We start from the raw sequence: 25495 nt of genomic DNA on the forward strand, positions 1-25495 counted from the left end.
GGCCCTATCCCCGCGACAGGTAATCCACCAGGGTCATCGCGAACAGGATCCCGACCCAGAAGAAGCCGATGCCGGCAAACAGCTTCACCAGCGGCGGCTCGTGGCGGACCTCCATGGAGACCAGCAGGATCGTCGCCACCATGGCGCCGGCGACCAGAAGCTCGACGATCCAGACATGCGGGAAGGGAAGGGCGGCCCCGAGACCCACATTGACCGCGAGTAGGGCCAGGAGCGCGCACGCCGTCAGGACCGGCTCGCGCATGTGCCGCCAGAGGATGCGGCGCTCGTCGGGGGTGCCGAACACGGGCCTCTCTCCTAGCGGTTGAGCACGTAGAGGATCGGGAAGGCGAGGATCCAGATCAGGTCGATGAAGTGCCAGTAGAGCCCGAAGATCTCGATCCGGTTCTGGTGCCGGCTCAGGAAGCCCGGCCGGCTCGCCTGCAAGGTCAATGCCAGCAGGATGCTGATGCCGGTGACCAGGTGGAGGCCGTGCAGCGAGGTCGCGACGTAGTAGAGGTTCACGAACAGCCGCGAGGGCGGCGAGTCCTTCAGCTCGTAGGGCCGATCGGCCAGGAACGGCATCATGTGTTCGTGGTAGTCGGCGTAGTACTCGTAGCCCTTGAGCACCAGGAACAGGCTGCCGAGCGCCGCGGTGGCGAGCATGAACCGCACCATGCCGCGCTGCCAGCCGAGCCGCGAGAGCTGGATCGCCCCCGACATGGTGAGGCTGGAGCCGATCAGCACGACGGTGTTGACGGCACCGATCCAGAACTTGAGGTGGCGCGCCGCCTCCTGCACCGCCTCCGGGTGCAGCAGGCGCAGGATCAACGCCGTGAGGAACAGGCCGGCGAAGAGCAGGAGCTCGGTCAGCAGCCAGGCCCACATCCCCAGTACGGCGGCGCGCTTCTGCTGCTCAACGCAAGCGAAGTGGGAGACGAGCTTGACGCCGACCGGCGTCTCGGTGGCACCCGCGCTCACGAGTGCTGCCTCCCGGTCTCGCGCGCCTGGATCGGGTAGTCGTAGGGCACCTTCGGCGCCACCGGCTCGGTGAGGAAGTTGTGGGCCGGCGGCGGCGAGGGCACCGTCCATTCGAGGCCCCTGGCGTCCCAGGGGTTGGCCTGGGCCCGCTTCCCGAACCAGATCGAGTAGACGAGATAGACCATCGGAAAGATGTAGCCGACCGCCAGGATGGTCGATCCCGCCGAGGACAGGATGTTGAGGAACTGGAATTCCGGCGGGTAGACGTGGTAGCGCCGCGGCATCCCGAGATAGCCGAGGATGAATTGCGGGAAGAAGGTGACGTTGAAGCCGATGAAGATCAGGAAGGCGGAGATCCGGCCCCAGGCCTCGATATACATCCGCCCGGTGATCTTCGGCCACCAGAAATGCAGGCCGCCGAGGAAGGCCAGCACCGTGCCGCCGACCATGATGTAGTGGAAATGCGCCACGACGAAGTAGGTGGCGTGGACGTGCTGGTTGATGGCGAGCGTGGCGAGGTAGAGGCCGGTCAAGCCGCCGAGCACGAACAGGCCGATATAGCCCATGGCGTAGAGCATCGGCGTGTCGAGCTTGAGCGAGCCCTTGTGGATCGTCGCGGTCCAGTTGTAGACCTTGACGGCGGAGGGTACCGCCACCGCGAAGCTGAGCACCGAGAACGCCACGCTGGCAAAGTCGCTCTGCCCGTTGACGAACATGTGGTGGCCCCAGACGAAGAAGGTCACCGAGGCGAGCCCGATCGCCGCGTAGGCGACGAACTTGTAGCCGAAGAGCTTCTTCTGGGCGAAGGCCGGGACGATCTCCGAGATCACTCCCATGCCCGGCAGGACCATGATGTAGACGGCCGGGTGCGAGTAGAACCAGAACAGGTGCTGGAACAGTACCGGGTCGCCGCCATAGGCCGGATCGAACACCCCGATATGGAAGGCGCGCTCGGCGATGAGCAGGATCAGCGCCACGGTGATGACCGGGGTGGCGAGCAAAAAGATCAGGCTGGTGGCGTAGTGGGTCCAGACGAAGATCGGCAGCCGGAACCAGGTCATGCCCGGCGCCCGCATGGTGTGGATCGTCACCACGAAGTTGAGGCCGGTCAGGATCGACGAGAAGCCGACGATGGTGACGCCGATGAGTGCGGGCACCACCCAGGTGTTCGAGAAGGCGGTGGAGAGCGGGGTGTAGAACGTCCAGCCGGTATCGACGCCCCCCAGCACCACGCTGACCAGCGTGAAGAACGCTCCCGTCATGAACACGTACCAGGAGGCGAGGTTCAGCTTCGGGAAGGCGAGGTCCCGCGCCCCGATCATCAGCGGGATCAGGAAGTTGCCGAAGGTCGCGGGGATGCTCGGGATCAGGAAGAACCACACCATCACGACCCCGTGGATCGTGAACAGCTTGTTGTAGGTGTCGTTGGTGAAGACCTGGCCGTTCGGCACCACCAGCGCCAGGCGCACCAGACCCGCCGTCACAGCGCCGATGACGAAGAAGCCGGTGATGCTGGCGAGATACAGGAGCGCGATGCGCTTGTGATCAGTGGTGAAGAACCACGAGCGCAGGGTGTGCTCGGCGTGCAGGTAGTCGGCCCCGTGGCCGAGACGGGAATCCGGGGTGTGGGGCTCGCGCAGCGCCGCCCCGTCGGTGACCGTGCCGCTCGTCATGGGGAGGCCTCCTGCTGGGCCGTCGCGCGTCCGCTCTTCAGGTAGGAGACGAGACGGTCGAGGTCGTCGTTCGGGATCACGTTGCGGAAGGCCGGCATCACCTGCTTGTAATCCGCCGCCAGCTTCTGCCGGTTCGGGTTCAGGATCTTGTCGCGCAGATACGTCTCGTCGGCCGTCACCGTGCGGCCGTCGGCGAGCTTGACCTCGCGGCCGTAGAGGCCGGCGAGCGAGGGCGCCCGCACCTTGGCGCCGGGGTCGTGGCAGGTGCCGCAGCCGTAGGATTCGTAGATCGTGCGGCCCGCCCCGGCCTGGCCGCCCTGCTGCGCCCCGGCATTCTGCAGCCAGGCGGCGTAGTCGGCCTGGGTCATCAGGGTCAGGTTGCCGTCCATCTTCGAATGGTCGGTCCCGCAATATTCCGAGCAGTACAGCCGGTAGCTGCCGGTGCGGTCGGCCTTGAACCACATCTCGGTGTAGCGGTCGGGCAGGGTCGCCATCTGCATCCGCAGGGCCGGGAAGTAGAGATTATGGATCACGTCCTGGCTGATCATCCGGATCTTGATCGGCTGGCCGATCGGCAGGTGCAGGTCGTTGATCTCGGATTGTCCGGTCGGGTGCTGGAACTTCCACATCCATTGCCGGCCGATCGCCTCGACCACCATGGCATCGCCCGGCACCTGCTTCGAGATGAAGAACAGCCGGGCGCCCCAGACGAAGAAGATCAAGGTGAGCAGGAACGGGATCAGCATCCAGCTGATCTCGATCAGCACGCTGCGGGTGTTGCCGTGGCTGCGGTCGGCCTCCTCGCCCTGGCGGTAGCGGATCGCGAACCAAGTGATGGCGACGAAGACCGGGACGGTCAGGAGCAGCGTCAGGACCGTGAAGGCGAGGATCAGCCAGTCGGTCTCGACCGCCGTGGCGGAGGCCGCCGCCGGCCAGAGCTGGAGCGCGAGGTCGGTCGGGTTCATCGAGCGGGGGCTCCGCCGGCGGGCGGCAGGGACGGGGGAACCGGCGCGCCCGCTCCGGCGGGATCGAGGGGCGTGCCGGCGATCAGCCGCATGGCGCGCTCGACCGGGATGCGGGCGCGCCCATCGGGCAGGAGGGCGTAGGTGGCGAACTGCGCGGCCTCCCGCGCCTCGTGGCGGGCGAGATCCTCGTAGGGCGCGCCCTGCAGGTTCGGCGGCGGCGGCTGGACCCTGGCGCTCTGCTGCGGCGTCAGCGGCACGCGGTTGGCGACGTTCCAGGCGCCGAACAGGTGCATCATCAACCCGATCGCCCCGATCGCGGCGGCGACGGAGCCGGCGAGCCCCACGACCACGAAGGCGGTGCGGCGGACGTCGACGTCCTCCTCCTCGAACCCCTCGGGGTTGTGCGGGCCTGGGTCGGGCTCGGGCCGGTGCGGGGCGGGCTTGAAGCCGGAGAGGCGCAGGAGCCCCGCCGCCGCGAGGGCGGGCAGGAGCGCGAACGGGCCGGGGCGGGTCTCGTCGCTCACGAGGCGCGCCCCCGCAGGCGGCGGTCCACCGGGCCGTAGAGGCCGCCGGCGACCCCCACCACCCCGATCAGCGCCAGCGCATCGGCCCAGGTGAACCGGAAGGCGCCGCGGAAGCCCGGCGTGACGAGCCAGAAGATCTCGGCGCCGTGGAGCAGCAGGATCAGGAGGGCGATGCCGGCGAGCAGCGCCGGCCGGCCGGCATGGCGCTGCGGCACCAGCACCAGCGCGGCGAGCACCATCACGCCGACGCCGATCCAGATGCCGAGGCGGCCGAGCGCCCCGTCGCGGGCGAGGTACCAGCGCGCCTCCTCGGGAAGGTTGGCCGACCACACCGTGAGGTACTGGGTGGCGTGGACGAAGCCCCAGATCGCCAGGAGCACCAGGATCGGGTCAGCGAAGGCCGCGGCGGTGCGCTGGTCGCGGCCGGGCCGGCCCGAGGAATCCCGCGCGGCGATCAGCGCCGCCGCCGACAGCGCCAGGCCGGTCTGGATCGTCATCATCAGGAGCCCGAAGGCCGTGGAGGCGAGGCCGGGATCGGCCGACTGCACCCAGTCCTCCGCCGCCAGCGTGCCGGTGACGGCATAGAGGCCGAGCCCCACGACCGCGCGGGCGCGCCGCCGGGCCGCCGCCGGGCTGCCGGGCTCGGCGGCCGGGCGCCGGAAGGTGTCGGCGAGCCACAGCCAGATCGCCAGGTAGGCGAGGCTGCGCAGGATGAAGAAGACGGGGGTGAACCACAGGGCGGCCAGAGCCGTGCGCGGCGGGGCGCCCCTGTCCCACGGGTAGAGGCCGCCCAGGCTCAGGAGCACCGGCAGCAGCAGCAGGCCGGCGATGGGCAGGAGCCCGAGGAGCCGGCGCAGGGACGCGGCCATCGGCCCGGCGGAGAAGCCCGCGAGCTCGAGGCCCATCAGCAGGGGCAGGGCGCCGGCGGGCAGCGCCACCAGCACCAGCCAGGCGGCGAGGTAGGAGGGCATCACCGGGCTGCCGGAGGCGCCGGCGAGCGCGCAGGCCGCGAGCGCCGCCGCGCCGAGGGCGAGGGAGATCGGGCGGCGGCTCATCGCTTGGTCCTCTGCGGGTCTGTCGATTCGCGGTCGGTCGCTGGCTTGGCTGTCGTCGGCTCGGCGGCCGCGACCTTCGCCCGGTCTTCCTCCGGCAGCGCCGCCAGGGTCGCGCCCTGGCTCAGCTGCAGCGCCCGGATGTAGGCGACGATGGCCCACCGGTCGGCGGGCGGCACCTGGGCGGCGTAGGGCAGCATGGTGCCCCGGCCGTGGGTGATGACGTCGTAGAAGTGCCGCGCGGGCGCCGCCCGCAGGCGGGCCTCGTCGAACGAGGGCGGCCGTGGATAGCCGCGCTCGACGATCATACCGTCGCCGTGGCCGGCCCCGCCGTGGCAGGGGGTGCAGAAGACGCCGTAGCGCTCCTGGCCGCGGGCCAGCAGGTCCGGGGTCGCGGCGGCCGGCTGCGGCACCGGCCGGTCGGGCGCCGCGCGGGCGACGGTGCCGGGCGGGGGCAGACGCATGGTCTGGCCCTGAGGGAAGAACGGGTTGCGGTCCCAGGTCTTCGCCTTGGGCTGGCTCACCATGTCGGCACGGTCGCAGGCGGCGAGCACCAGGGGCAGCAGGAGCGCGAGGCGGGGGAGGAGCGGGGAGCGCGTCACAGCGGCACCCTCCGGACCATCAGCGGCCGCCCCTGCGGCAGGCGCGCCAGCGCCCCCTCGATCCGGGCCGGATCGAAGCGCGGGCCGGCGGCCTCGAGGGCGAGGAAGAAGCGGTCCTCGCTCGCCCGGGCGAAGCCCGGGATCGCGAAGGCCGGATGGTTGAGGCGCGGCAGGCGGTTCTGGAACAGCAGCGCCAGCACGGTGGCGAGCCCGCCGCAGAGGGTGCCGAACGACACGCTCGGCACCATGAAGGACTGCCACGAGAAGCGCGGCCGGCCGCCGACGTCGAACACGTAGTCGATGCCGCTGGCGTAGAGGCACATCGCCATGAAGGCGAGGCCGCCCGCCAGCGCCGCCCCGAGGGCGAGGAGCGGCAGGATGCCGGCCGGGTGGCCCAGCGCGCGCGCGACCCGCGCCATCGGCACGGGGCCGTAGGTCTCGATCCGGGCCCCGAGGTCGCGGTCCTTCAGGGCCTCGACGGCGGCGGCGAGATCGCCGGCCTGCGCGAACTCGGCGCTGACGCCCCAGAGCGGCGCGTCGTCCGTCTCGGCCGCGGTCGGCGCCCGCTCGCCGCTGGCGCGCCCGTCGGCGTGGCTCTCGGCGAAGCGCCGCGTCTCGGTGATCGAGACCATCGGCAGCGTGCGCAAGCCGAGGAGCAGCAGCGCCAGGAACAGGCCGACGGTGCCGAGAAGCGTCGCGATGCCCCACACGCCCATCGAATAGGGATGGGCGGAGGACGGCAGGAAGTCGTGGCTGAGCGTGACGATCAGCAGCATGAAGTGGTCGCCGAAGCTGCCGACCGCCGCCGCGATGCCCACCATCGCGACGACGAGGCCGGAGCGGCGCAGCGCAGCGCGCCAAAAGAGCTGCACCGGCAGCAGGGCGAAGACGACGATGAGCCAGAACGCCCAGGCATGCGGGCCGGCGAGGCGGCGCACCAGCACCGAGCGGTCGAAGGCGTCGCCGTGCAGGAGGCTCGAGAAGATCTCGGTGCCGTAGCAATAGGCCGAGACGAGGCCGAGCCCCAGCATCAGCCGTGCCATCAGGTCGAGATGCCGCTCGGTGATCAGCGCCTCGAGATGGAGGGCGCGGCGCACCAGCACCGCGAGCGCCGCCGTGACGCCGACGCCGGACAGGAGCGAGGCGGCCAGGAAGGTCACGGGCAGAAGGGTGTCGTGCCAGCCCGGCAGCACCGTGCCGGCGAGCATCACCGAGGCCCCGGTCTGCAGCGCCACCACGAGGACGATGGCGAGCGCCGACAGCGTGCGGGTCGCCAGCACCCAGCGCTCCCAATGGGTCGCCGCGCCGCGCCAGCCGAGCGCCAGGATGCCGTAGATCTGCGCCCGCAGCATCGTCCGGCGCCGGCGCCGGCCGCTGCCCTCGTCGGCGGCGCGCCCCTCCGCCCGGGCCGCCTCGAAGGCGCGGTCGCGCAGGACCGCGAAGTCGGGCAGGAGCCCGACATACCACAGGCCGAGGCAGACCCCGAGGAAGCTCACGATGTCGATGGCGTCCCAGACCAGCGGCGAGCGGAATTGCGGCCACAGCGCCAGGGTGTTGGGGTAGGGCAGGGTCCAGTAGAACACCCAGGGCCGCCCGAGATGGATGATCGGGTAGAGGGCGGCGGCCGCCGCGGCCAGCACCGCGGTCGTCTCGGCGATCCGGTCGATGCCGGAGCGCCAGGCCGCCCCGGCGAGCCGCAGGGTGGCGGAGGTGAGGAGCGCCCCGCAGGCGATGCCGATCCACCAGTCGTAGGCGACGATGTCGAGCGCCCAGACGACCGGGTTGTTGTTGTGCCAGATCCCGACGCCGTTGAAGAGGAGCCAGGCGAGGGCGGCCGCGAACACGCCGAGGAGGCCGCAGGCCCCCGCGAAGGCGATCCACCACGCCCGCGAGCGGGCGCGCGCCGGGGCGCCCGCGACGGCGCGGCCGATCGAGGCGAAGTCCTCCTCGGCGCCGAGCAGGCCGGCCCGGGGGGAGAGGGTGCCGCTCATCGGGCGCCTCCGGGCTTTGCCGCGCCGGTCGCCGAGGCCGCCTCGACCAGCCGAGCGAGGTAGGTGGTGCGGGGCTTGGTGTTGAGCTCGGCGAGGAGGCCGTAATTGCGCGGATCGGCCGCCGCCGCGGCGACGCGGCTGCCGGAATCGCGCAGGTCGCCGAAGGTGATCGCCCGGGTCGGGCAGGCGCCCTGGCAGGCGGTGACGACGGCGCCGTCGGGGATCGGCGCATGGTCGCCGCGCGTCGAATCGATGCGCGCGGCGGCGATGCGCTGCACGCAATAGGTGCATTTCTCCATCACCCCGCGGGCCCGGACCGTCACTTCGGGGTTGCGCTGCTGCTGCTGCACCGGCGCGGTGTCGCCGGAATAGTCGAGGTAGTTGAAGCGCCGGACCTTGTAGGGGCAGTAGCTCGAGCAGGCCCGGGTGCCGACGCAGCGGTTGTAGACCATGAGGTTCAGCCCCTCGCGGTCGTGCACGGTCGCCTCCACCGGGCAGCCGACCTCGCAGGGCGCCTGCTCGCAATGCATGCACGGCACCGGCATGAAGTGGGTCTTCGGATCCTCGAGCCCGCCCTCGTAGTAGCGGTCGATCCGCAGCCAGTGCAGCCAGCGCCCCAGCGCCACCTCCTCCTTGCCGACGACCGGGATGTTGTTCTCGGACTGGCAGGCGGTGACGCAGGCGTTGCAGCCGATGCAGGCGTCGAGGTCGATCACCATGCCCCAGGCGCGCTCGCGGTCGTAGCGCCCGCCGGGCGAGGTCGGCGCCGGGGGATAGAGCGAGGGCAGGGCCTCGCGGGAGGCGACCGGGGTCGCCGCGCCCACCGGCTGCACCCGCACGAGGTCGTGCCCCTCCATCGTGCCGTGGTTCTGGGTCGTCACCGGCGGCGCCTTGCGGCCGGTCTTCGCCAGCGTCGCCTCGGCGAGGCGCCAGGGGCTGGCGCTGCGGCGCAGGGGGTAGGCGTCGTAGCCGAGGCCGTCGGCGAGTTGCTCGGGAACCCGGCGTCCGTAGCCGAGGGAGACCGTGACGGCGTCCTCGGCCTGGCCGGGCTGGATCCAGACCGGCCCCTCGATCCGCCGGCCCTCGGCTTCGAGCGTCACCACGTCGCCCTGGCGCAGCTCCTCCCGCTCGGCGAGGCCGGGGCTCACCGCGATCACGTTGCCCCACACCACCTTGGTCAGGGGCTTGGGCAGCTCCTGCAGCCAGGCGAGGTTGGCGAGGCTGCCGTCCCAGACCGTCGCGTCGGGCCGGAACACGACCTCGACCCGCCGGGCGGGCCCGGCCGGCGAGGGCGCGGGCGCGGGCCGGGCGGACGCTGCGGCGGGCAGGGGAGTGCCGATCGTCTCGGGGGCGAGCGCGGTGTCGGGAAAGAAGCCGGCCTGCAGCACGGCCTCGCGGCGGGCCGTCCAGGCGGCGTCCGCCTCGCCGGGCCGGCGCCAGTGGGCGTCGAACAGGGCGGCGCCGTCCTTGGCCTCCGCGTCGGTGAGGATCGACAGGATCTCCGGCACCGAGCGGCCGTCGTAGAGCGGACGGATCGTCGGCTGGATCGGCGTCACCGTCCCGTCGAGGGAGCGGGCGTCGCCCCAGGCCTCGAGCGGGTGGGCGAGCGGCAGGTTCCAGTCGCAGTGGAAGGCGGTCTCGTCCTGGTAGAGGCCGGCATGGACCTTGAGCGGCACCCGGGCGAGGGCCTCCAGGAAGCCGAGATCGCCCGGCGCCTCGTAGACCGGGTTGACGTCGAGCATCACCAGGAGCTGCACCTCGCCCCGGCGCATCGCCTCGGCGAGCGCGTCGAGGGGCTCGGCGTCGAGGACCGGCACCGGCGCGGTGTGGAACACGGTACGGCCGGTATTGCCGAGTGCCGCGTTGAGGCGGTGGACCTGGGCCAGCAGGTCCGGCCCGGCCTGGGTGCCGGCGAGGACGAGCCCGCTGCCCCGCGCCGCGTCCAGCGCCGCGAAGGCGCGCGCGCGCCAGGCCGCCGCGGGGCCGCCGCGATCCGCCGCCGTGCCGCCGCCAGCCTCCGCCAGGAGGTCGCGCACGAGGGCGGACAGGCCGTCCGAGCCGATCGCGAGCGGCGACTCGGCCTTGGCCGACGTCAGGTTCGGGCTCGGTCCGGCATGGTGGAGGGCGAGGAGGCGCCCCTCGGCGGCGGCCTTGCGGCGGGCCTCGACCCAGTCCCGCGCCTGGCCGACCTGGCCGGGCCCGGGATCGAGCACGTCGCCGTCGAGGGACACGACGACCCGGGCCCGGTCGAAGCGCCAGCGGGTCTCGAGCGGGCGGCCGAGGGCGAGGCGCGCGCCCTCGTAGAGCGCCTCGCGCCCGGTCGGGGCCGAGATGTGCCAGCGCATCGCCGGGAAATCCCGGCGCATCGCGGCGATCTGCGCGGCGAGCGACGGGGAGGTGACCGGCCCGGTGACGAGGTGGAGCCCGCGCCCGCCCGCGGCAGCCTTCAGCGCGGCGAACCGCCCGGTCATCGCCGCCCGGAAGGCCGGCCAGGAACTCGGCCGGCCGAGATGCTGCGGGGTCTGGAGCCGGAACGGATCGTAGAGCCCGAGCACCGAGGCCTGTGCGAACACGTCGGTGCCGCCGCGGCTCCAGGGATGCTCGGCGTTGCCCTCGATCTTGAGCGGCCGGCCGTTGCGGGTGGTGACCGTGATGCCGTTGGCGAACCCGTCGACGAGCGCCGCCGAGGCATAGGCGAGGGGTGCCCCCGGGACGATCCGCTCGGGCTGGCGGACGTAGGGGATCTCCTGGCTGCGCCCGTCCGGCTGGCCGCAGGCGGCGAGCCCGCTCATCGCGAAGGACGCGGCCATCAGCTTCAGGAAGCCGCGCCGGTCGGGCGCGGCGGCGAGCCGCGCGGCCGCCGGGTACTCGGTGTCGAGGAAGGCGCGGAACTCGGGAGAATCCGCCACCGCGTCGAGGCTGCGCCAGAAGGCCGGGCCGTCGCCGGCGGCGAGGCGGGCGCGCAGCGCGCCGATGTCGTGCGTCATCGGTGGCAGACCCCGCATTCGGTCAGGCGCTCGCCGCCCCGGATATGGTACTGGGCCACGAGTTCCGGCCCGAGCGTGGCCTGGTTGGCCGGCGGGCTCCAGGTCATGTTGAGGATCTGATCCTTCGGCCGCACGTATTTCTCGGGATTGCGGTGGCAATCGAGGCAGAAGCTCATCTCGAACGCGTTGGCCCGGTAGGTGAGCTGCATGTCGGTGACGCTGCCGTGGCAGGTCGAGCAGCCGATGCCGTTGGTCACGTGGACCGAGTGGTTGTAGTAGACGTAGCCGGGCAGCTTGTTCAGGCGGTTCCAGACCAGGGGCTGGTCCTTGGCATAGCTCGCCCGGACCGGCTCCAGCATCTCCGAGCCCGACCAGATCTGGGAGTGGCAGGTCATGCAGGTCTCGGTCGGCGGGATCCCGGCGGTCGCCTGCGTCTCCACGGTGGTGTGGCAGTAGCGGCAATCGATCTTCAGCTCGCCCGAATGGTGCTTGTGGCTGAACGGCACCGGCTGGGCCGGCGCCACCCCGACGCCGGTGACGTAGGAGGATCGCACCAGTCCCGCCCCGACCACCGGGATGCCGGCAAGGCAGGCGGCCGCGGTGAGGAGCGCGAGGCGCAGGAGGGCGTCGGCCCCCGGGGCGAAGAGCTGGCGCATGGCGTCAGGCCCTCTCCGCGCCGCGCATCGTCCGCAGCGGGGGACGGCCCTGCGGGATCGTTCGCTTCAAGGCGGGTATCACGCTCCGCACGCCGTCCTCGTCATGCCCTGGCCGCCCTGTTCGGAACGATGCCAGGCTAGGTGGCGCGCGACCGGGCGGCGGCCAGAGGCGGCCCGGCGATCGATGCCGCGCTGCGACAGCATGGCGTCGGAAAACCGAAGGCCGTGTCGCCGGGGCCTCGCCTCACGGCACCAGGGATCGCACCATCACGGTCGCGCCGGCGCCGTAGCCCGCCGGCGCCGCGGCCGGGGCCGACCGGAAACCGTGCCGTCGCCAGAAGCCGGCGGCATCGCCGACCGCGACCAGCACCGCCTCGGGCAGACCGCGCCGCGCGGCCTCGGCGAGCATCAAACCGACGACCTCTCCGGCCGCCCCATGCCCGCGCGCCTCCGGCAGCAGCGCCACGTCGTGGATGCACCAGGCTTCCGCGGGCACGGGCAGGGCGCCGAGCAGCGTGTCGAGGTCGGGCACCGAGCCCGATAGCCAGGGATGCCCGACGGCGTAGCCCACCGGGAGGTCGCCCGGCCCGGCGAGGGCGTGGCAGCCCTGCGGGCACAGGCGCAGGCGCTCGGCCATCACCGCATCGTCCTCCGGGTAGCCCGGATGGACGCGGGCCGCGACCGCCGAGGCCACCGGAAGGTCCGCGTCCCGCATCGCACGCCAGCGCGGCGCCCCTGCGCTCAACGGGCGGCCTCGTACCGGAATTCCGGCGCGGCCTGGAGCTGGGCCTTGGTCAGCCGGATCTCGGCCTCCGCCACCGTGGCGTCGGGCCCGGTCGCCAGCACGGTCGCGCGACCGCGGGGTTCGGGCGCCGCGACCGTGCCGGTGGCGTCGTCGACCGTGCCGCTGCGCTTGGCCGGGACGGCGGCCAGCGCCTGGTCGGTCACCTTGGCGCCCGGCATGGTCTGCGGGCCGGCGCTCTGCGCGGCGGCCTCGCTCGGCGCCCGCTCGGGCGTGGTGTGGGACGGCGGCGCCTCCGCGGCGGCGCGACCGGTGTTCCAGGCCAGGGCGTCGAACGGCACGGCGACGGATTTCTGGCCGATGCCGAGGAAGCCGCCGACGCCGATCACCACCGCGCGCACCCGCCCGTCCTGGGACAGCAGCACGTCCTCGATCTCGCCGACCCGGACGTGGTCCTGGCCGATCACCTTGACGCCGACGAGCTTCGAGGCCCGCACGCTGCCGGGCTCGGGCCGGGTCAGGAAGCCGGCCGCCTCGGGCGCCGGCTGCTGGGCGAGGACCGGGAGGGCCAGCACCGCGACGAACGGAAGGGCGATCAGGGGCGCGAGGCGGCGGACGGGCATGGATCAAGATCTCCGGGAGGTCGCGGCGCGAAAACACGTTTGGGCTCGGAGGCTCAACGGGGCGGGAGCGTGACGGTTCACCGTGGAGTGCCGGCCCTCGCATAGGCCCGTCACCCGATGGACCGGGCGAGCGAGGCGGCGTCCCCGGGGCCTTTGTGCGCTGGCGCACACCGCCCACCGGCGGCCGAGCGATGGCGAGTGACGATTATTGACATTCATCACTCGTCCGGTAGGTTGACGGACATGCGGCCGGGCCGGTCGCGATCTTCGGTTGAGCTCCGCCCCCTCGCTCCGCCGCAGACCGTCGACCGGCCCGGCCGTACCCGTTTCCGGGCCGCCCGCTTTACGCGGGCCGGCGTTTCTGGCACCGGCCCGTCATGTCGCTGCACGCCTGCTTCGTCCTCGCCCTGCTCGCCGGCCTCGCCGGACTGTCCCTGCGCGTCGCCGTACCGGTCACCCCGGTCGACCAGGATTACCGCGACGTGGTCGCCTTCTACCGCGCCATGCCGGCGGGCGCCGGGCACTGACGCCTCGCCCGATCTCCCGTTATCCGATCTCTCTGCCGGCCGCCGTGGCCAGGTCCCGGAATCTCGCCCCGTCCAGCCCCTCCGCTCCGTAGAGCAGACGCCCGCCGTTCGGCAGGATGTCGAAGGCGTGATCGGGCGCCTCGCGGAAGCGCTCGAGGGCGATGGGATAGCGGTTCAGGGTCTCGGCCTGGCTCGCATGGGCCGCGAACAAGGCGGCCTTGAAGGCGCAATCCTCCGGATCGAGGTGGAGCGCGATCGAGCGCCGCGGCGGCTCTGTCGGCAGGAAGCCGCCGGGCTCGGGGCCGTCCATGCCGGCATGGCGAAACGTCATCTCGATCACCGCGAGGCGCTCGGGCCCGAGGATCCGGCGGGCGCCCGCCACCGCCAGCGCCACCGCGTCGTGGTCCGGGTGGCCGCCCTCGTAGGCGTGGGTCAGCGCCAGCGTGATGCCGCGCGCCGTGAACAGCGCGGCCAGGCGGCGGGCGAGCGGCGCGATCGCCCCGGCGACCTCGCCGTCGGGATAGCCGAGGGCGACGCGCCGCTCACGGGCGATGCCGGCGAGCGTCAGCGCCGCGTCGAGCTCCCGCGCCCGGACGGCCGCATAGGCGGCGGAGTCGGGGAAACCGGGCCGGACGCGGCCCCGCGGCGCGCCGTCGGTGACGTGGACCACGGTGAGCCCGGTTAGGCGCGGCAGTTGCGCGCCGCAGCCGATGCTCTCGTCGTCCGGGTGCGCGACCACCAGGGCGGCGGCCTCGGCCGGAACGGGCCCGCAGGCCGGGTGCGCCAGGGCGGCCAGGACGCGCTCGGCGGCCGGCGAGGTCGGGGCGATGACCGTCATCGGATCAGATCGCCGGTTGCGGCCCGCGGGCCGGACCGCGCCGGATCATCCCGGCATCGCGCCGCACCATGGCGGAGACCGTTTTCGCCCGCGGCGGGCGGGCGGGGTGGGGAGTGATACCCCGGTATCGGGGGATGGAGCAGAAGGTCACGGTCATGTCGAACTCCGCCAGGGGCTCCGTCGTCCGGTCGGGGCCGCCACCGGCATCGGGCCGGGGAGATGCCGCCCCGGGCCGACGCATCCAGGGCGCCGCCTCGTTCAGGTGCGCGGTCCTGATAAGGCAAGCACGGGCGCAGGCCCAGGGCCGGGCACAGCCCCGACCGTTCGCCGCGACCCCTGACGCACCGGAGGCGGGGTCGCGCCGCGAAGCATTCCAAAGAACAGCCGGTTATCCCTGCGGCGTGACGGTCACGCAGACCCCGCTTGTGCGGCGGCGCCTTGACGGCACTGCCGCACCTGCGAGATGACCCATCCCAAACCGCGACGCGCGTCGACCGCGAGACGCGATACCGTCGGAAAGACCGCAGGATCCCTGGCACGATGAGCAACTTCAACGAGGAGCGCGTTCTGGCCGTCCATCACTGGACGGATTCGCTCTTCAGCTTCCGCACCACCCGCGACCCGTCGTTCCGCTTCCGCAACGGCGAGTTCACGATGATCGGCCTCAAGGGCGAGGGCAAGCCGCTCCTGCGCGCCTACAGCGTGGTGAGCGCCAACTACGAGGACGAGCTGGAGTTCCTCTCCATCAAGGTGCCGAACGGCCCGCTCACCTCGAAGCTGCAGCACCTCAAGGTCGGCGACCCGATCGTGGTCAGCCGCAAGGCCACCGGCACCCTGGTGCTCGACAACCTGATGCCCGGCCGGCACCTCTACCTGCTCGGCACCGGCACCGGCCTGGCGCCGTTCCTGGCGATCATCAAGGACCCGGAGACCTACGAGCGCTTCGAGAAGGTGATCCTGGTCCATGGCTGCCGCCAGGTCCAGGAGCTCGCCTACGGCGAGACGATCACCGAGACGCTGCCCCAGCACGAGCTGATCGGCGAGATGGTCCGCGACCAGCTGATCTACTACCCGACCGTCACCCGAGAGCCGTTCCGCAACCGCGGCCGCATCACCGACCTGATGACCTCGGGCAAGCTCTTCTCCGACATCGGCCTGCCGACGATGACGAAGGAGGCCGACCGCTTCATGCTCTGCGGCAGCCCCGACATGATCCGCGACACCCGCGACCTGCTGTCGGAGGCCGGCTACGTCGAGGGCAACCATGGCGAGGCCGGCCACTACGTCATCGAGAAGGCCTTCGTCGAGAAGTAGCGGCGTGCTACGCGGGATGCGCCGGGAGACCGACCGTTGCGCATCCTGCTGATCAACCCCAACACGACGCCGTCCGTGACCGAGCAGGCGGCGGCGCATGTCCGGCGCCTGGTCGCGGCCGAGATCGTGACGGCGACCGGGCGGTTCGGCGCCCGCTACATCGCGAGCCGCGCCGCCGCGGCCATCGCCGGGCATGCCGCCCTCGACGCGCTCGCCGCGAACGTCACGGGCTGCGACGCGGTCTACCTCGCCTGCTTCGGCGATCCTGGGCTGCTCGCCCTCAAGGAAGTCTCGCCGGTGCCCGTCATCGGCATGGCGGAGGGGGCGCTCCACCTCGCCTGCACCCGGGGGCGGCGCGTCGGCATCGTCACCGGCGGCGTCCTGTGGAAGCCGATGCTGACCGAGTTCGTCGCGATGCTCGGCCTCGCCGAGCGCCTCGCCGGCATCCGCACCGTGGCGCCCACCGGCGGCGAGATCGCCCGGGCCCCCGACGCGGCCCTCGACCGCCTGGCCGCCGCCTGCCGCGACTGCGCCGAGATCGACGGCGCCGACGTCGTGGTGCTCGGCGGTGCGGCGCTGGCCGGCCTCGCCGAGCGGGTCCAGCCCCGGGTCGCCGTCCCGGTGATCTGCTCGGTCGAGGCCGGGGCGCGGGCGGTGATCGCCGCCGCGGGCCTCGCCGGGCCGCGGCCGGTGCTGCCCGCGACCGAGAGCGTCGGGCTGTCGGACGAGCTGGCGCGGATGCTGCGCGCCGAAGGATGAGGGTTTGGGGCGCCGGTCCGTCGAGGCCGGGAAGCGTTGGCGGACTAAGCAGATTTCGCCGAAGTGGTCGCCGGTTCGGCGCCGAAAATCTGCGACAAAACAAGAACCTAAGCGGGCGGAGCGTTGGCCTGCCAACGCAAGTCTGCTTAGACCAACGAGATCATCGCCAGCCCGTCCCTGCTGAAACGGCTCGAACCGGGACCCGCACCTTTTCCATCACCCCCGCGACGATGATCCCCTCGCGAAACGCGCGTAAGCCCTTCCGCGACAGGCTCGTGGTCGCGCCTCCGTGCACGCCCAGACCCGCATCGCGGAGGCCGTCCCGGCAATCTCACCCGTCGTGGCGGCTCTCCACCGAGAAGCTGCGGATCGCCGGGTCGAGGGCGGTCTCGAAGGTCACGGGTTCGGGGGCATGGCCGGGGTCGGGGCTCAGGTGCACCGCCGCCTCGATGCGGATGCGCAGGAGGCGCTCCAGCGGATCACGACCCTTGAGCACCGTCACCGTCACGGCGCGAAAGCGCAGCTCGAAGGCCTGGATCGTCGTCTCGAGGGCCCGGGCGAGGTCGGCGCGCTGCTCGGGCGTGGCGAGGGGGGCGCCGACGAAATCCTCGACGCCGTAATGCGGCAGCGCCGCGCGCACCCGTTCGAGGCCGGCCGGCGGGCTCGTCGGCAGGCGGCGGGTGTTGAGCAGGGCCTCCAGGTCGCGGCGAAACCCCTCGCGCACCCGGCGCAGCTCATCCGCGCGGGAGCGCGGCGGGTCGACGACGCGCTGCGGCTCGTCGTCGATCAGGCGGTCGAGGAGGGAGGGCTGGAGGCGCATCGGCTCACGCCTCGACGGCGATGCGCTCGATCGTCAGGAGGTCGCGCGCCTCCTCGCCGACGAGCCAGACCCGCTGGCCGCGCCCGCGCACCACCCCGCCGGGCGCCGCGATCCAGGCGGTCTCGCGGGCGAGCCGCTCGGCCTCGCCCGCCTCCGGGTCGTGGTACTGGGCGAGCACCAGGAAGGTCGCCTCGCGCCCGTCGCGCAGGCGCGCCTCGGCGCGGCGCCAGAGCAGGTCGCGCGGGCGTTTCGGCGCCGCGAAGGTCAGGCTCTCGATCCGTTCCGGAGCCAGCCAGAGGTAGCGCCCGGCGAGCGTCAGCGCCTCGAATCCGGCCTGGGACAGGTCGCAGGCGTCGCGCACCTCCTGCGCCACCCCGTCGTCGATCCGGGCGCGGACCGGCGGCATCGCCTCGAGGGCGGCGAGGGCGGTCCCTGCCGCCTCGGCATCGCCGGACCGCACCGCGAGGGCGAGGCGCATCGCCTCCGCCTGGCGCGGCGTCGGCCCGTCGACGAAGTCCGGCACCGCCCCGGTCTCGTACCAGGCGACGCGGGCGACCGCTCCGCGCAGCAGGTGGCGCAGGATCGCGAGGGCCGGCGCCTCGGCGGGCGCCTGCTCGGCGGCGATCTGGAGCTGCGCCTCGGCCCGGTCGAGGGCGCCCTGGAGGATCAGCAGCTCGGCCAGCGTCACCCGGGCGGCGGCGTCGCCCGGCCGCGCCTTCACGCTGCGGCCGGCCGCGGCCACCGCCTCGTCGAGGCGGCCGGCCGCCAGGAGGTCGGCGAGGGCGGGGGTGTCGAGGACCGTCATGCTGACCTCCTGATGCGGGCGGCGCTCGCGCCGGCGTCTCGGATGAGGATGGGCGGAGCCCGGGTGCGTCTAGGCGGCGCCTTGGGCGGCACCCTGGGCGGTGGTGACCTCGGCGACGAGCTGGAAGCTCGCCGCCACGTCGTCGAGCTGGAAATGCGGCTGGAGGCGCAGCGTGCAGCCGAGGACGCCGGGACGCCCGGGGATCTCGCGGACCTCGACACCGGCGTCGCGCAGGGGGTAGCGGGCCTTCAGCTCGGCCTCGGCGCTGTCGCTGCCGAGACGGTAGCGGGCGAGCCAGTCGACGATCAGCCGCTCGACCGCCGGTGCGCCGCCGAGGCGGCCGACCTGGTCGCGCATCATCACCTTCAGCGTGTGGGCGAAGCGCGAGGCGCACAGCACGTATTGCAGCATCGCGGCGAGCCGGGCGTTCTCCTCCGCGGCGAGTCCCGCGACGCGGGCCGGCCGGTGCAGCGAGGGATTGGCGTTGAAGACCAGCGCCGCCGTGAACGGCACGTGGCCGACCGGGATGATGCCGTGGTCGGCGAGCTGGCGCTCCTGCGCCGCGGTGAGGCGGAGCTCGACCGGGGGCTGCGCCGCCAGGCCCGGCCGGTCGGTCGAGAAGCTCAGGGTCGGCAGGTCGGCGACGAGCCCGCCGCCCTCCTGGTCCTGGGGCACGCCGCGAAGGTCGGCGAACCAGCCCGAGGCCTCGAAGGCCCGCAGCACCACCCGGGCGAAGGCGTAGACCGGGCTGCCCCAGAGCAGGGCCGCCCCGTCCGCCCGCACCTCCTCCTCGAACGGGAAGCCGTCGATCCGGGGGCGGTGATGGGCCCGATGGGGCGTGCGCATCAGCACCCGCGGGGCGAGGAGGCCGACGAAGCGGCAATCCTCGGTCTCGCGCAGGCTCTTCCAGCGCACGAAGTCCGGCCCGTCGAAGATGGCGGCGAGGTTCGGCAGGCCGTCGAGATCGGCGAAGCCGTCGAGGGCGAGGGCGGCGGGCTTGAGGCCCGCCAGGAACGGCGCGAAGGCCGCCGCCGCCACCCCGGCGATGCCCTGGAGCGTGGCGACGTCGTCGGTGCGCGCCGCCGGGTCGACCCGGTGGCCGACCGCGTAGTCGCCGAGCAGGAGCCCGAACGGCTCGCCCCCCGGCATGCCGAACTCGCGGGCGTAGACGAGTTCGAACAGGTGGCTCTGGTCGAACTCCACCGCGCGCTCGAAGTCGCGGGCGAGCTCGCGCCAGGACACCGCCAGCACCTTGACGGCGACCGTGCCGCTCCCGTGGCCCCCGCCCTGCGCCGCGCCGACGAGGTAGGACAGGCCCCGCCAGCGCGCCTCCAGGCCCTGGAAGCCCGGGTGGTGCAGGATCGCGTTGACCGCCCGGTTGAGGCTCCGGTCGATGAGGGCGACGAGCCGGTCGGCGCGCCGCCGCACGTCGTCCCCGTCGGATGCTCCCGCCGCGGCCCTGCCGCCCGCCATCCTCCGGTCAGCCCTGGCGCGGGATGCGGGCGACCATGCGCAGCGAGGTGGTCAGTTCCTCCATCTGCAGCCAGGGCCGCATCCAGGCCACCGCGTTGTAGGAGCCCGGCCGGCCCGGGATCTCCTGCACCTCGACTCGTGCCTCGCGCAGGGGGTAGCGCGCCTTCATCTCCGCCCCGGCCTCGTCGTTGGCGTTGACGTAGTTGCCGATCCAGCGGTTCAGCCACTTCTCGCAATCCTCGGCCTCCATGAAGGAGCCGATCTTGTCGCGGCCGATGACCTTCAGGTAATGCGCGAAGCGGGCGGTCGCCATGATGTAGGGCAGCCGCGATGAGATCGCGGCGTTCGAGGTCGCCTCGGGCCGGTCGTACTTCTCGGGCTTGTGGGTGGTCTGGGCGCCGAAGAACACCGCGTAGTCGGTGTTCTTGTAGTGGCACAGCGGCAGGAAGCCGAGCTTGCCGAGCTCGGAATCGCGCCGGTCGGTGATGCCGACCTCGGTCGGGCATTTCAGGTCGAGGTCGCCGTCGTCGCTCTGGAAGACGTGCATCGGCAGGGCCTCGACCTTGCCGCCGCTCTCGGCCCCGCGGATGGCGGTGGCCCAGCTGGTCTTGGCGAACGCGTCGGTCAGCCGGGCGCCGAGCACGTAGGCGGCGTTCGACCAGCAGTAATGCCCGTGGTCCATGGCGAGGCGCTCGCCGGGCGTGCCCGGTGCCTCCTGGAAGTCGAACTCGTCGACCATCCGGGTCTCGCGCCCATAGGGCAGGCGGGCGAGCACCCGGGGCATCGTCAGGGTGACGAAGCGCGAATCCGGCGAGTCGCGGAAGGAACGCCATTTGGCGTACTCGACCGTGTCGAAGATCTTCTCGAGGTCGCGCGGCCGCGCGAGGTCGCGAAAATCCTCGAAGCCGAAGAGCTGCGGGCTCGCCGCGGCGATCAGCGGCGCGAAGGCGGCGCTCGCCACCCCCGACAGTCCCTGCAGCATCTCGACGTCCTCGAAGTGGTTCGAGAACTCGTAGTCGCCGATCAGCGCGCCGTAGGGCTCGCCGCCCGGCGTGCCGAACTCGCTCTCGTAGATCGACTTGAAGATCTGGCTCTGGTCGAACTCGGCCGCCTTGAGCAGGTCCTTCGCCAGCTCGCGCTTCGAGACGTTGAGCACGCGGATCTTCAGGTTGACCGAGGTCTCGCTGTTGTTGACGAGGTACTTGAGGCCGCGCCACGAGCCTTCGAGCTTGAGGAACTCGGGCCTGTGCATGATCGCGGCGAGCTGGCGCGAGATCCGCGCGTCGATCTCGGCGATCGCCCGGTTGATCGTCACCGTGAGGTTGCGCTCGAAGCTGACGGTGCCTTCCAGCGCGCTCTGCGTCAGGGTCCGCAGCAGCGCCTCGGTGCGGTCGGGGGCGGTCTGCTTCGTCGCCGCGATGGCGGAATCGAGCAGGCCGCTCTCGACGGTCGCGGGGATTGCTGGGTGCGCCGCGTCCGGGCGAGCGGTGTCCTTGGTGGTCGACATCTCAGGCGGCTCCGTCGGAGGGCGTTGCGGGCGGGGTCGGGCGGCCGGCCTCGCCCGTCCTCTCGAGCTCGTCGACGAGGCGGCGGAGCTGGCCGTTGTCCTGCAGGATCCGCTCGAGCAGGAGTTCGAGGTCCTCCGAACGGTCGGCCTTGGTCATCAGGTCGCGCAGGGCGTCGCGGGTCTCGAGGAGCTTGGCCAGCGCCGGCACCTGCCGGACGATCGCGGCCGGCTCGAAGTCGTCGAGGCGGTCGAAGCGCAGGCGCACCGGCATCTGCGTGCCGTCGTCGGCCAGGGTATTGTCGACGACGAGGTTCAGGCCGGGCGCCATCCGGGCCATCACCTCGTCGAAGTTGTCCCGGTCGATCTGGATGAACTTGCGCTCGCGGAACGGCTTGAGCGGCCGGCTCGGGTCGCCGGTGAAGTCGCCGAGCACGCCGACCACGAAGGGCAGCTCCTTCTCGATCAGCGCGCCCTCGGTCTCGACCTCGTACTTGATGTGGACCCGGGGCTTGCGCACCCGCTCGAGCTTCTCGTGAATGCTGGACACGCGCGCACCTCTTCAGCAGGGACGGATGGGGGTTGGGGACCGGCCCGGCGCGGGCGCCGACGGCCGTCCGGGGCGGATCGGGCGGGTCACGGCCCGCGGCCCTCGCCGCCGGCCTCGATCCCGGCCTGACGCAGGAACCGCTCGCGCCCCTCGGGCTCCGGGATCAATTCGCCCAGGAGGTCCATCAGGGTCATCCGGCCGCGCCGGACGACCGTCTCCAGGGCGTAGGAGATCGGCGAGTGCGGCTCGGTCTGCCGGAAATACGCGGCGATCGTCAGGAGCTCGTCGAAGGCTTGGTCGCGGCTCGCGATCGTCCGGGGGCCGGAGGGGAGGGCGGCCGGGGGCGGTACGGCGAAGGGCGCCTCGGCCGCCGGGGCGGCCCGCGCCTCCGGCTGTCCCGGCGCTTGCCCCCAGGCGGCGCCGAGCAACCCGCGATAGACGTCCAGCACCTCCTCCAGCACGGTGCGGATGTTGGCGAGCGGCGGCGCGTCCGTGCCGCAGAAGGCGTCGAGCGTCGCGCTCATCCGCAGGAACGCGGCATGCGCCGTCCGGGCCGTCTCGGCATGGGCCCGCAGGGCGTCCGAGGCCGTCGCCGCCCGCGCCTCCATGAAGTCGTGGCCGAGCTGGCCGGTGCCGCGGCCGCCGCCCCGCGCGTGCCACAGCGCGTGGGTGCCGTAGGCATGGCCCGGCACCAGCGGGATCATCCGGATCGGCTGGATCAGCACGCCGTCGCCGCCGATCCCGTTCAGGCCGGCGAGCGGCGCGAGCCGGCCCTCGGCGTCGTCCTCGTCGACCGAGTGCAGGTCCGGCCAGTAGCGGTCGACCAGCCCGTCGACCAGGGCGAACCCGAGGGCGAGCCCGGAGAAGCCCTCGAGCCGCGCCAGCGCCTCGATCAGCCAGGCGGCGACCTCCAGGTCCTTGCTGCGGGCGAGAAGCCCGCCGGCCAGGTCGCGCACGGTGGACCAGGCCGCCGGTACCGCGATCGGCTCGCCGGCGGCCTCGGCGGCACGCTCGGCGGCGCGGGCCTGCGAGCGCGCGTCCTTCAGCTGCAGGTACGTCGCGCTGACCGAGATGTCCGATCGGATATCGGGTCCGACGGGATCGTCGTCGCGGACTCGCGCCAGCATGTTGTCGAGATCGATCGGCATAGGCAGTGCGTTCGAACCAATTCCACGGCGGAGCTAGAGCGATTGTCCTCGGGCGGAAAGACGTCGTTCGAGATTTTTTGCCCCTATCGCTGGAATGAGCGAGCGTGCGTTCGGTTCCATAGTCGATAAGAGCTAACTACTGGATGCCGTCGGGACTCGTCGCGGTGATGCGCCGTCTAATCGTCAGATTTTCTCAGGGCAGGCTTTTCACGGCAGGGCATATGCCTATAACATCAGCGTCACTCGAACCGTATCGATGGTGCCTCGTCTCGGGGTCCGTCCCATGGAGGGACATCGCGCATGCCGACCTTCGACCTCCACGTGGTCGTGGGCCGTCTCGATCCCGGCCTGCGCCGGGCTCTCGAGCGGGCCGTGGGACTTGCGGTCGCCCGCGAGCACGGCTCCGTCGAGGTCGAGCACTGGCTGTCGGCCCTGACCGACGAGGGGGAGCCGTTCGGCGCCCTGGTGCGGTCGGCCGGCTGCCCCCCGGCGAGCGTCAGGGCCGAGCTGACCACGGCCCTCGACCGGATGCGGCGCGGCGGCGCGGCCGCGCCGTCCCTGTCGCGCGGCACCCTGGGCTGGATCGAGGAGGCGTGGCTCACCGCCTCGCTCCGGTTCGGCCGCGACGCCGTCGCCCCGGTCGACCTCGCCCTCGCGCTCACCTCCTCGACCGGCCTGCGGGCGGCCCTGCGCGAGGCCGCCCCCTCGCTCCGCCTCGATCCCGCCGTGCTCGAACGCGAGGCGGCGGAGGTGACGGGACCGCCGCAGGCCGCCCCGGGCGAGGCCGCGGCGCCCGGCGGCGCGCCCGACCCGGAGGTCGAGCGCTACACCCGCGACCTGACCGCCGAGGCGCGGGCCGGGCGGATCGACCCTGTGGTCGGCCGCGAGGCCGAGCTGCGCCAGGTGATCGACGTGCTGCTGCGCCGGCGCCAGAACAACCCGATCCTCACCGGCGAGGCCGGGGTCGGCAAGACCGCGGTGGTCGAGGCCCTGGCCCTGCGCATCGCCGAGGGCAGCGTGCCCGAGCCCCTGCGCAACGCCACCCTGCGCGCCCTCGATCTCGGCCTGCTCCAGGCCGGGGCCGGGGTGAAGGGCGAGTTCGAGCGCCGGCTGACCGCGGTGATCGCCGCCTGCCGCACCGCCTCGGTGCCGGTGATCCTGTTCATCGACGAGGCCCACACGCTCATCGGCGCCGGCAACCAGGCGGGGGGCAGCGACGCGGCCAACCTCCTCAAGCCGGCGCTGGCCCGGGGCGAGTTGCGGGCGATCGCCGCCACCACCTGGTCCGAGTACAAGCGCCACATCGAGCGCGATCCGGCGCTGACCCGCCGCTTCCAGGTCGTGACGGTGGCCGAGCCCGACGAGGCGACGGGGGCCCGGATGCTGCGCGGGCTGGTGCCGGCGCTCGAGGCCCATCACGGTGTCGTCATCCGCGACGAGGCGGTGGTCGAGGCGGTGCGCCTCTCGGCCCGCTACCTGCCGGCCCGGCAACTGCCCGACAAGTCGGTGAGCGTCCTCGACACCGCCGCGGCCGCGGTCGCCATCGGCCGCCAGTCCGAGCCGGCGGCCCTGGAGGATCTGCGGGCGGAGGCGGCCGGCCTCGCGGCCGAGCGCGCGGCGCGCGCCCGCGAGGCGGACGCCGATCCGGACGACCTCGCCGACCTCGACGTCCGGCTCGCCGCGACCGAGGAGCGCCTGTCGGCCCTGCGCGACCGGCTCGGCCACGAGCGCGGCCTGATCGCCGAAATCGACGCCCTCGCGCGGCCGCAGGAACGGGAGCGGGCCGAGGCCCGCGACCGCCTGGCGGAGCTGCGGGGCGAGCTCGCGCGGCTGCAGGGCGAGGCGGCGCTGGTCCACCCGGAGGTCGACCGCGGGGCGGTGGCCGCGGTGGTCGCCCGCTGGACCGGCATCCCGGTCGGGCGCCTGGTGCGGGATGCCGCCCGGGCCGCGCAGGCGCTCGAGGACCGCCTGCGCGCCCGGGTCACCGGGCAGGACGCCGCGCTCGCCACGATCGCGGCGGCGATCCGCACCGCGGGTGCCGGCCTCGCCGACCCGCGCAAGCCCCCGGGCGTGTTCCTGATGGTCGGCACCTCGGGCGTCGGCAAGACCGAGACCGCGCTGGCGCTGGCCGAGGCGCTGCACGGCGGCGAGGCGAGCCTGACGACCGTCAACATGTCGGAGTTCAAGGAGGAGCACAAAGTCTCCTCCCTGGTCGGCGCGCCCCCGGGCTATGTCGGCTACGGCGAGGGCGGCGTGCTGACCGAGGCGGTGCGGCGGCGGCCCTACGGCATCCTGCTCCTCGACGAGGTCGAGAAGGCGCATCCCAGCGTCCAGGACGTGTTCTACCAGGTCTTCGACAAGGGCAGCCTTCGCGACGGCGAGGGCCGCGACGTCGATTTCCGCAACACCACGATCCTGCTCACCGCCAATGCCGGCTCCGACACCCTGGCGGCGCTCGGCGCGGACCCGGAGACGATGCCGGAGGGCGAGGCCCTGGTCGAGGCGATCCGCCCGGAGCTGCTGCGCCACTTCAAGCCGGCCTTCCTCGGCCGGGTGACGATCGTGCCCTACCGGCCGCTCTCGCCCGACATCCTCGCGCGCATCGCCCGGCTGCAGCTCGAGCGGGTGCGCGAGCGCGTCGCCGCGGCGCACGGGGCGGACCTCGCCTGGGACCCGGCGGTCGAGGACGCCCTCGTCGCCCGCTGCCTCACCGCCGACATCGGCGCGCGGGCGATCGAGGGAGCGCTCACCCGCGAGGTGCTGCCCGCCCTCTCGGACCTGGTCCTGGCCCGCGCCCTCGACGGGGCCGCGGTGCCGCCCATCGCACTCACCGTCACGCGGGAGGGCCGCTTCGCGGCGGCGCCCGCCACCGGAGCAACCGCCGGGGCGGCACCGCCCCCGGTCGCACCCCCGCCGGACGCCGCCTGAGGCGCGTCCGGCGATCTCGCACGGGCCGGACGCCGC

Annotated in this window: 23 protein-coding genes; 4 read left to right on the plus strand and 19 right to left on the minus strand. The window is 72.9% G+C overall.

Features of this window, described 5'->3' with window-relative positions; translation table 11 throughout:
* Window positions 1–4: 4 nt before the first annotated feature.
* The 12 genes from BMX97_RS13750 to BMX97_RS13805 form a co-directional block, all read right to left on the minus strand.
* A complete protein-coding gene (locus BMX97_RS13750; RefSeq protein ID WP_244538415.1) occupies window positions 5–304 on the minus strand; it encodes a cytochrome C oxidase subunit IV family protein in 300 nt (99 codons plus the stop codon).
* Window positions 305–315: 11 nt separating this feature from the next.
* Window positions 316–978, minus strand: a complete 663-nt coding sequence (locus BMX97_RS13755; RefSeq protein WP_244538416.1) for a cytochrome c oxidase subunit 3 — start codon at window positions 976–978, stop codon at window positions 316–318.
* The gene (locus BMX97_RS13760; RefSeq protein WP_091750884.1) at window positions 975–2651 is read right to left on the minus strand and encodes a cytochrome c oxidase subunit I; all 1677 of its coding nucleotides are present in this window, start codon (window positions 2649–2651) and stop codon (window positions 975–977) included. The genes BMX97_RS13755 and BMX97_RS13760 overlap by 4 nt, the downstream gene beginning before the upstream one ends.
* A complete protein-coding gene (coxB, locus tag BMX97_RS13765; RefSeq protein ID WP_091750887.1) occupies window positions 2648–3616 on the minus strand; it encodes a cytochrome c oxidase subunit II in 969 nt (322 codons plus the stop codon). The genes BMX97_RS13760 and coxB overlap by 4 nt, the downstream gene beginning before the upstream one ends.
* Complete coding sequence (locus BMX97_RS13770) at window positions 3613–4140, minus strand: hypothetical protein (RefSeq protein WP_091750890.1); 528 nt, start codon at window positions 4138–4140, stop codon at window positions 3613–3615. The genes coxB and BMX97_RS13770 overlap by 4 nt, the downstream gene beginning before the upstream one ends.
* Window positions 4137–5195 (minus strand): hypothetical protein, encoded by a 1059-nt coding sequence (locus BMX97_RS13775; RefSeq protein WP_091750893.1) that lies wholly within the window; start codon window positions 5193–5195, stop codon window positions 4137–4139. The genes BMX97_RS13770 and BMX97_RS13775 overlap by 4 nt, the downstream gene beginning before the upstream one ends.
* Window positions 5192–5719: a c-type cytochrome gene (locus tag BMX97_RS13780; RefSeq protein ID WP_091751414.1), complete on the minus strand. Its 528-nt coding sequence runs from the start codon at window positions 5717–5719 to the stop codon at window positions 5192–5194. The genes BMX97_RS13775 and BMX97_RS13780 overlap by 4 nt, the downstream gene beginning before the upstream one ends.
* Window positions 5720–5790: 71 nt before the next feature.
* Window positions 5791–7785, minus strand: coding sequence for a quinol:electron acceptor oxidoreductase subunit ActD (locus BMX97_RS13785; protein ID WP_091750896.1), 1995 nt, complete (start codon window positions 7783–7785; stop codon window positions 5791–5793).
* On the minus strand, window positions 7782–10772 hold the full coding sequence (locus tag BMX97_RS13790; RefSeq protein WP_091750900.1) for a TAT-variant-translocated molybdopterin oxidoreductase: 2991 nt from the start codon (window positions 10770–10772) through the stop codon (window positions 7782–7784). The genes BMX97_RS13785 and BMX97_RS13790 overlap by 4 nt, the downstream gene beginning before the upstream one ends.
* On the minus strand, window positions 10769–11428 hold the full coding sequence (locus tag BMX97_RS13795) for a cytochrome c3 family protein (RefSeq protein WP_091750903.1): 660 nt from the start codon (window positions 11426–11428) through the stop codon (window positions 10769–10771). The genes BMX97_RS13790 and BMX97_RS13795 overlap by 4 nt, the downstream gene beginning before the upstream one ends.
* Window positions 11429–11672: 244 nt before the next feature.
* Complete coding sequence (locus BMX97_RS13800) at window positions 11673–12173, minus strand: GNAT family N-acetyltransferase (protein ID WP_091750906.1); 501 nt, start codon at window positions 12171–12173, stop codon at window positions 11673–11675.
* Window positions 12170–12793, minus strand: a complete 624-nt coding sequence (locus tag BMX97_RS13805; protein WP_091750909.1) for a PRC-barrel domain-containing protein — start codon at window positions 12791–12793, stop codon at window positions 12170–12172. The genes BMX97_RS13800 and BMX97_RS13805 overlap by 4 nt, the downstream gene beginning before the upstream one ends.
* 377 nt (window positions 12794–13170) lie before the next feature.
* Here BMX97_RS13805 and BMX97_RS32855 point away from each other — a divergent pair, with 377 nt between their 5' ends.
* Window positions 13171–13320 carry a hypothetical protein gene (locus BMX97_RS32855; RefSeq protein WP_177202217.1) on the plus strand — a complete coding sequence of 50 codons (150 nt, stop codon included), beginning with the start codon at window positions 13171–13173 and terminating at the stop codon, window positions 13318–13320.
* Between the two features lie 19 nt (window positions 13321–13339).
* On the opposite strand, the gene BMX97_RS13810 is transcribed toward BMX97_RS32855, so the two are convergent.
* Window positions 13340–14158 (minus strand): PIG-L deacetylase family protein, encoded by an 819-nt coding sequence (locus BMX97_RS13810; RefSeq protein WP_091750912.1) that lies wholly within the window; start codon window positions 14156–14158, stop codon window positions 13340–13342.
* 540 nt (window positions 14159–14698) lie between these two features.
* Here BMX97_RS13810 and BMX97_RS13815 point away from each other — a divergent pair.
* Window positions 14699–15472, plus strand: a complete 774-nt coding sequence (locus BMX97_RS13815; RefSeq protein ID WP_091750915.1) for a ferredoxin--NADP reductase — start codon at window positions 14699–14701, stop codon at window positions 15470–15472.
* A gap of 36 nt (window positions 15473–15508) precedes the next feature.
* Complete coding sequence (locus BMX97_RS13820) at window positions 15509–16231, plus strand: aspartate/glutamate racemase family protein (protein WP_091750918.1); 723 nt, start codon at window positions 15509–15511, stop codon at window positions 16229–16231.
* A 331-nt stretch (window positions 16232–16562) separates the two neighbouring features.
* Here BMX97_RS13820 and tssE read toward each other — a convergent pair whose 3' ends face one another.
* From tssE to tssA, 6 genes are all read right to left on the minus strand, one after another.
* Entirely contained in the window at window positions 16563–17051 is a 489-nt protein-coding gene (gene tssE / locus BMX97_RS13825) for a type VI secretion system baseplate subunit TssE (RefSeq protein ID WP_091750921.1), read from the minus strand.
* A 4-nt stretch (window positions 17052–17055) separates the two neighbouring features.
* A complete protein-coding gene (locus BMX97_RS13830) occupies window positions 17056–17856 on the minus strand; it encodes a type VI secretion system accessory protein TagJ (protein ID WP_091750923.1) in 801 nt (266 codons plus the stop codon).
* A 69-nt stretch (window positions 17857–17925) separates the two neighbouring features.
* Window positions 17926–19329 carry a type VI secretion system contractile sheath large subunit gene (gene tssC, locus BMX97_RS13835; protein ID WP_091750926.1) on the minus strand — a complete coding sequence of 468 codons (1404 nt, stop codon included), beginning with the start codon at window positions 19327–19329 and terminating at the stop codon, window positions 17926–17928.
* A gap of 7 nt (window positions 19330–19336) precedes the next feature.
* A complete protein-coding gene (gene tssC, locus BMX97_RS13840) occupies window positions 19337–20836 on the minus strand; it encodes a type VI secretion system contractile sheath large subunit (protein ID WP_091750929.1) in 1500 nt (499 codons plus the stop codon).
* Window position 20837: 1 nt separating this feature from the next.
* On the minus strand, window positions 20838–21383 hold the full coding sequence (gene tssB, locus BMX97_RS13845; RefSeq protein ID WP_091750932.1) for a type VI secretion system contractile sheath small subunit: 546 nt from the start codon (window positions 21381–21383) through the stop codon (window positions 20838–20840).
* An 86-nt stretch (window positions 21384–21469) separates the two neighbouring features.
* Window positions 21470–22531: a type VI secretion system protein TssA gene (gene tssA / locus BMX97_RS13850; RefSeq protein WP_091750936.1), complete on the minus strand. Its 1062-nt coding sequence runs from the start codon at window positions 22529–22531 to the stop codon at window positions 21470–21472.
* Between the two features lie 300 nt (window positions 22532–22831).
* On the opposite strand from tssA, the gene tssH reads away from it, so the two are divergent.
* A complete protein-coding gene (gene tssH, locus BMX97_RS13855; protein WP_091750939.1) occupies window positions 22832–25459 on the plus strand; it encodes a type VI secretion system ATPase TssH in 2628 nt (875 codons plus the stop codon).
* The last annotated feature ends 36 nt before the right edge of the window (window positions 25460–25495 follow it).

The sequence above is a fragment of the Methylobacterium sp. ap11 genome (assembly GCF_900110515.1).
Classification (GTDB): Bacteria; Pseudomonadota; Alphaproteobacteria; order Rhizobiales; family Beijerinckiaceae; genus Methylobacterium; species Methylobacterium ajmalii.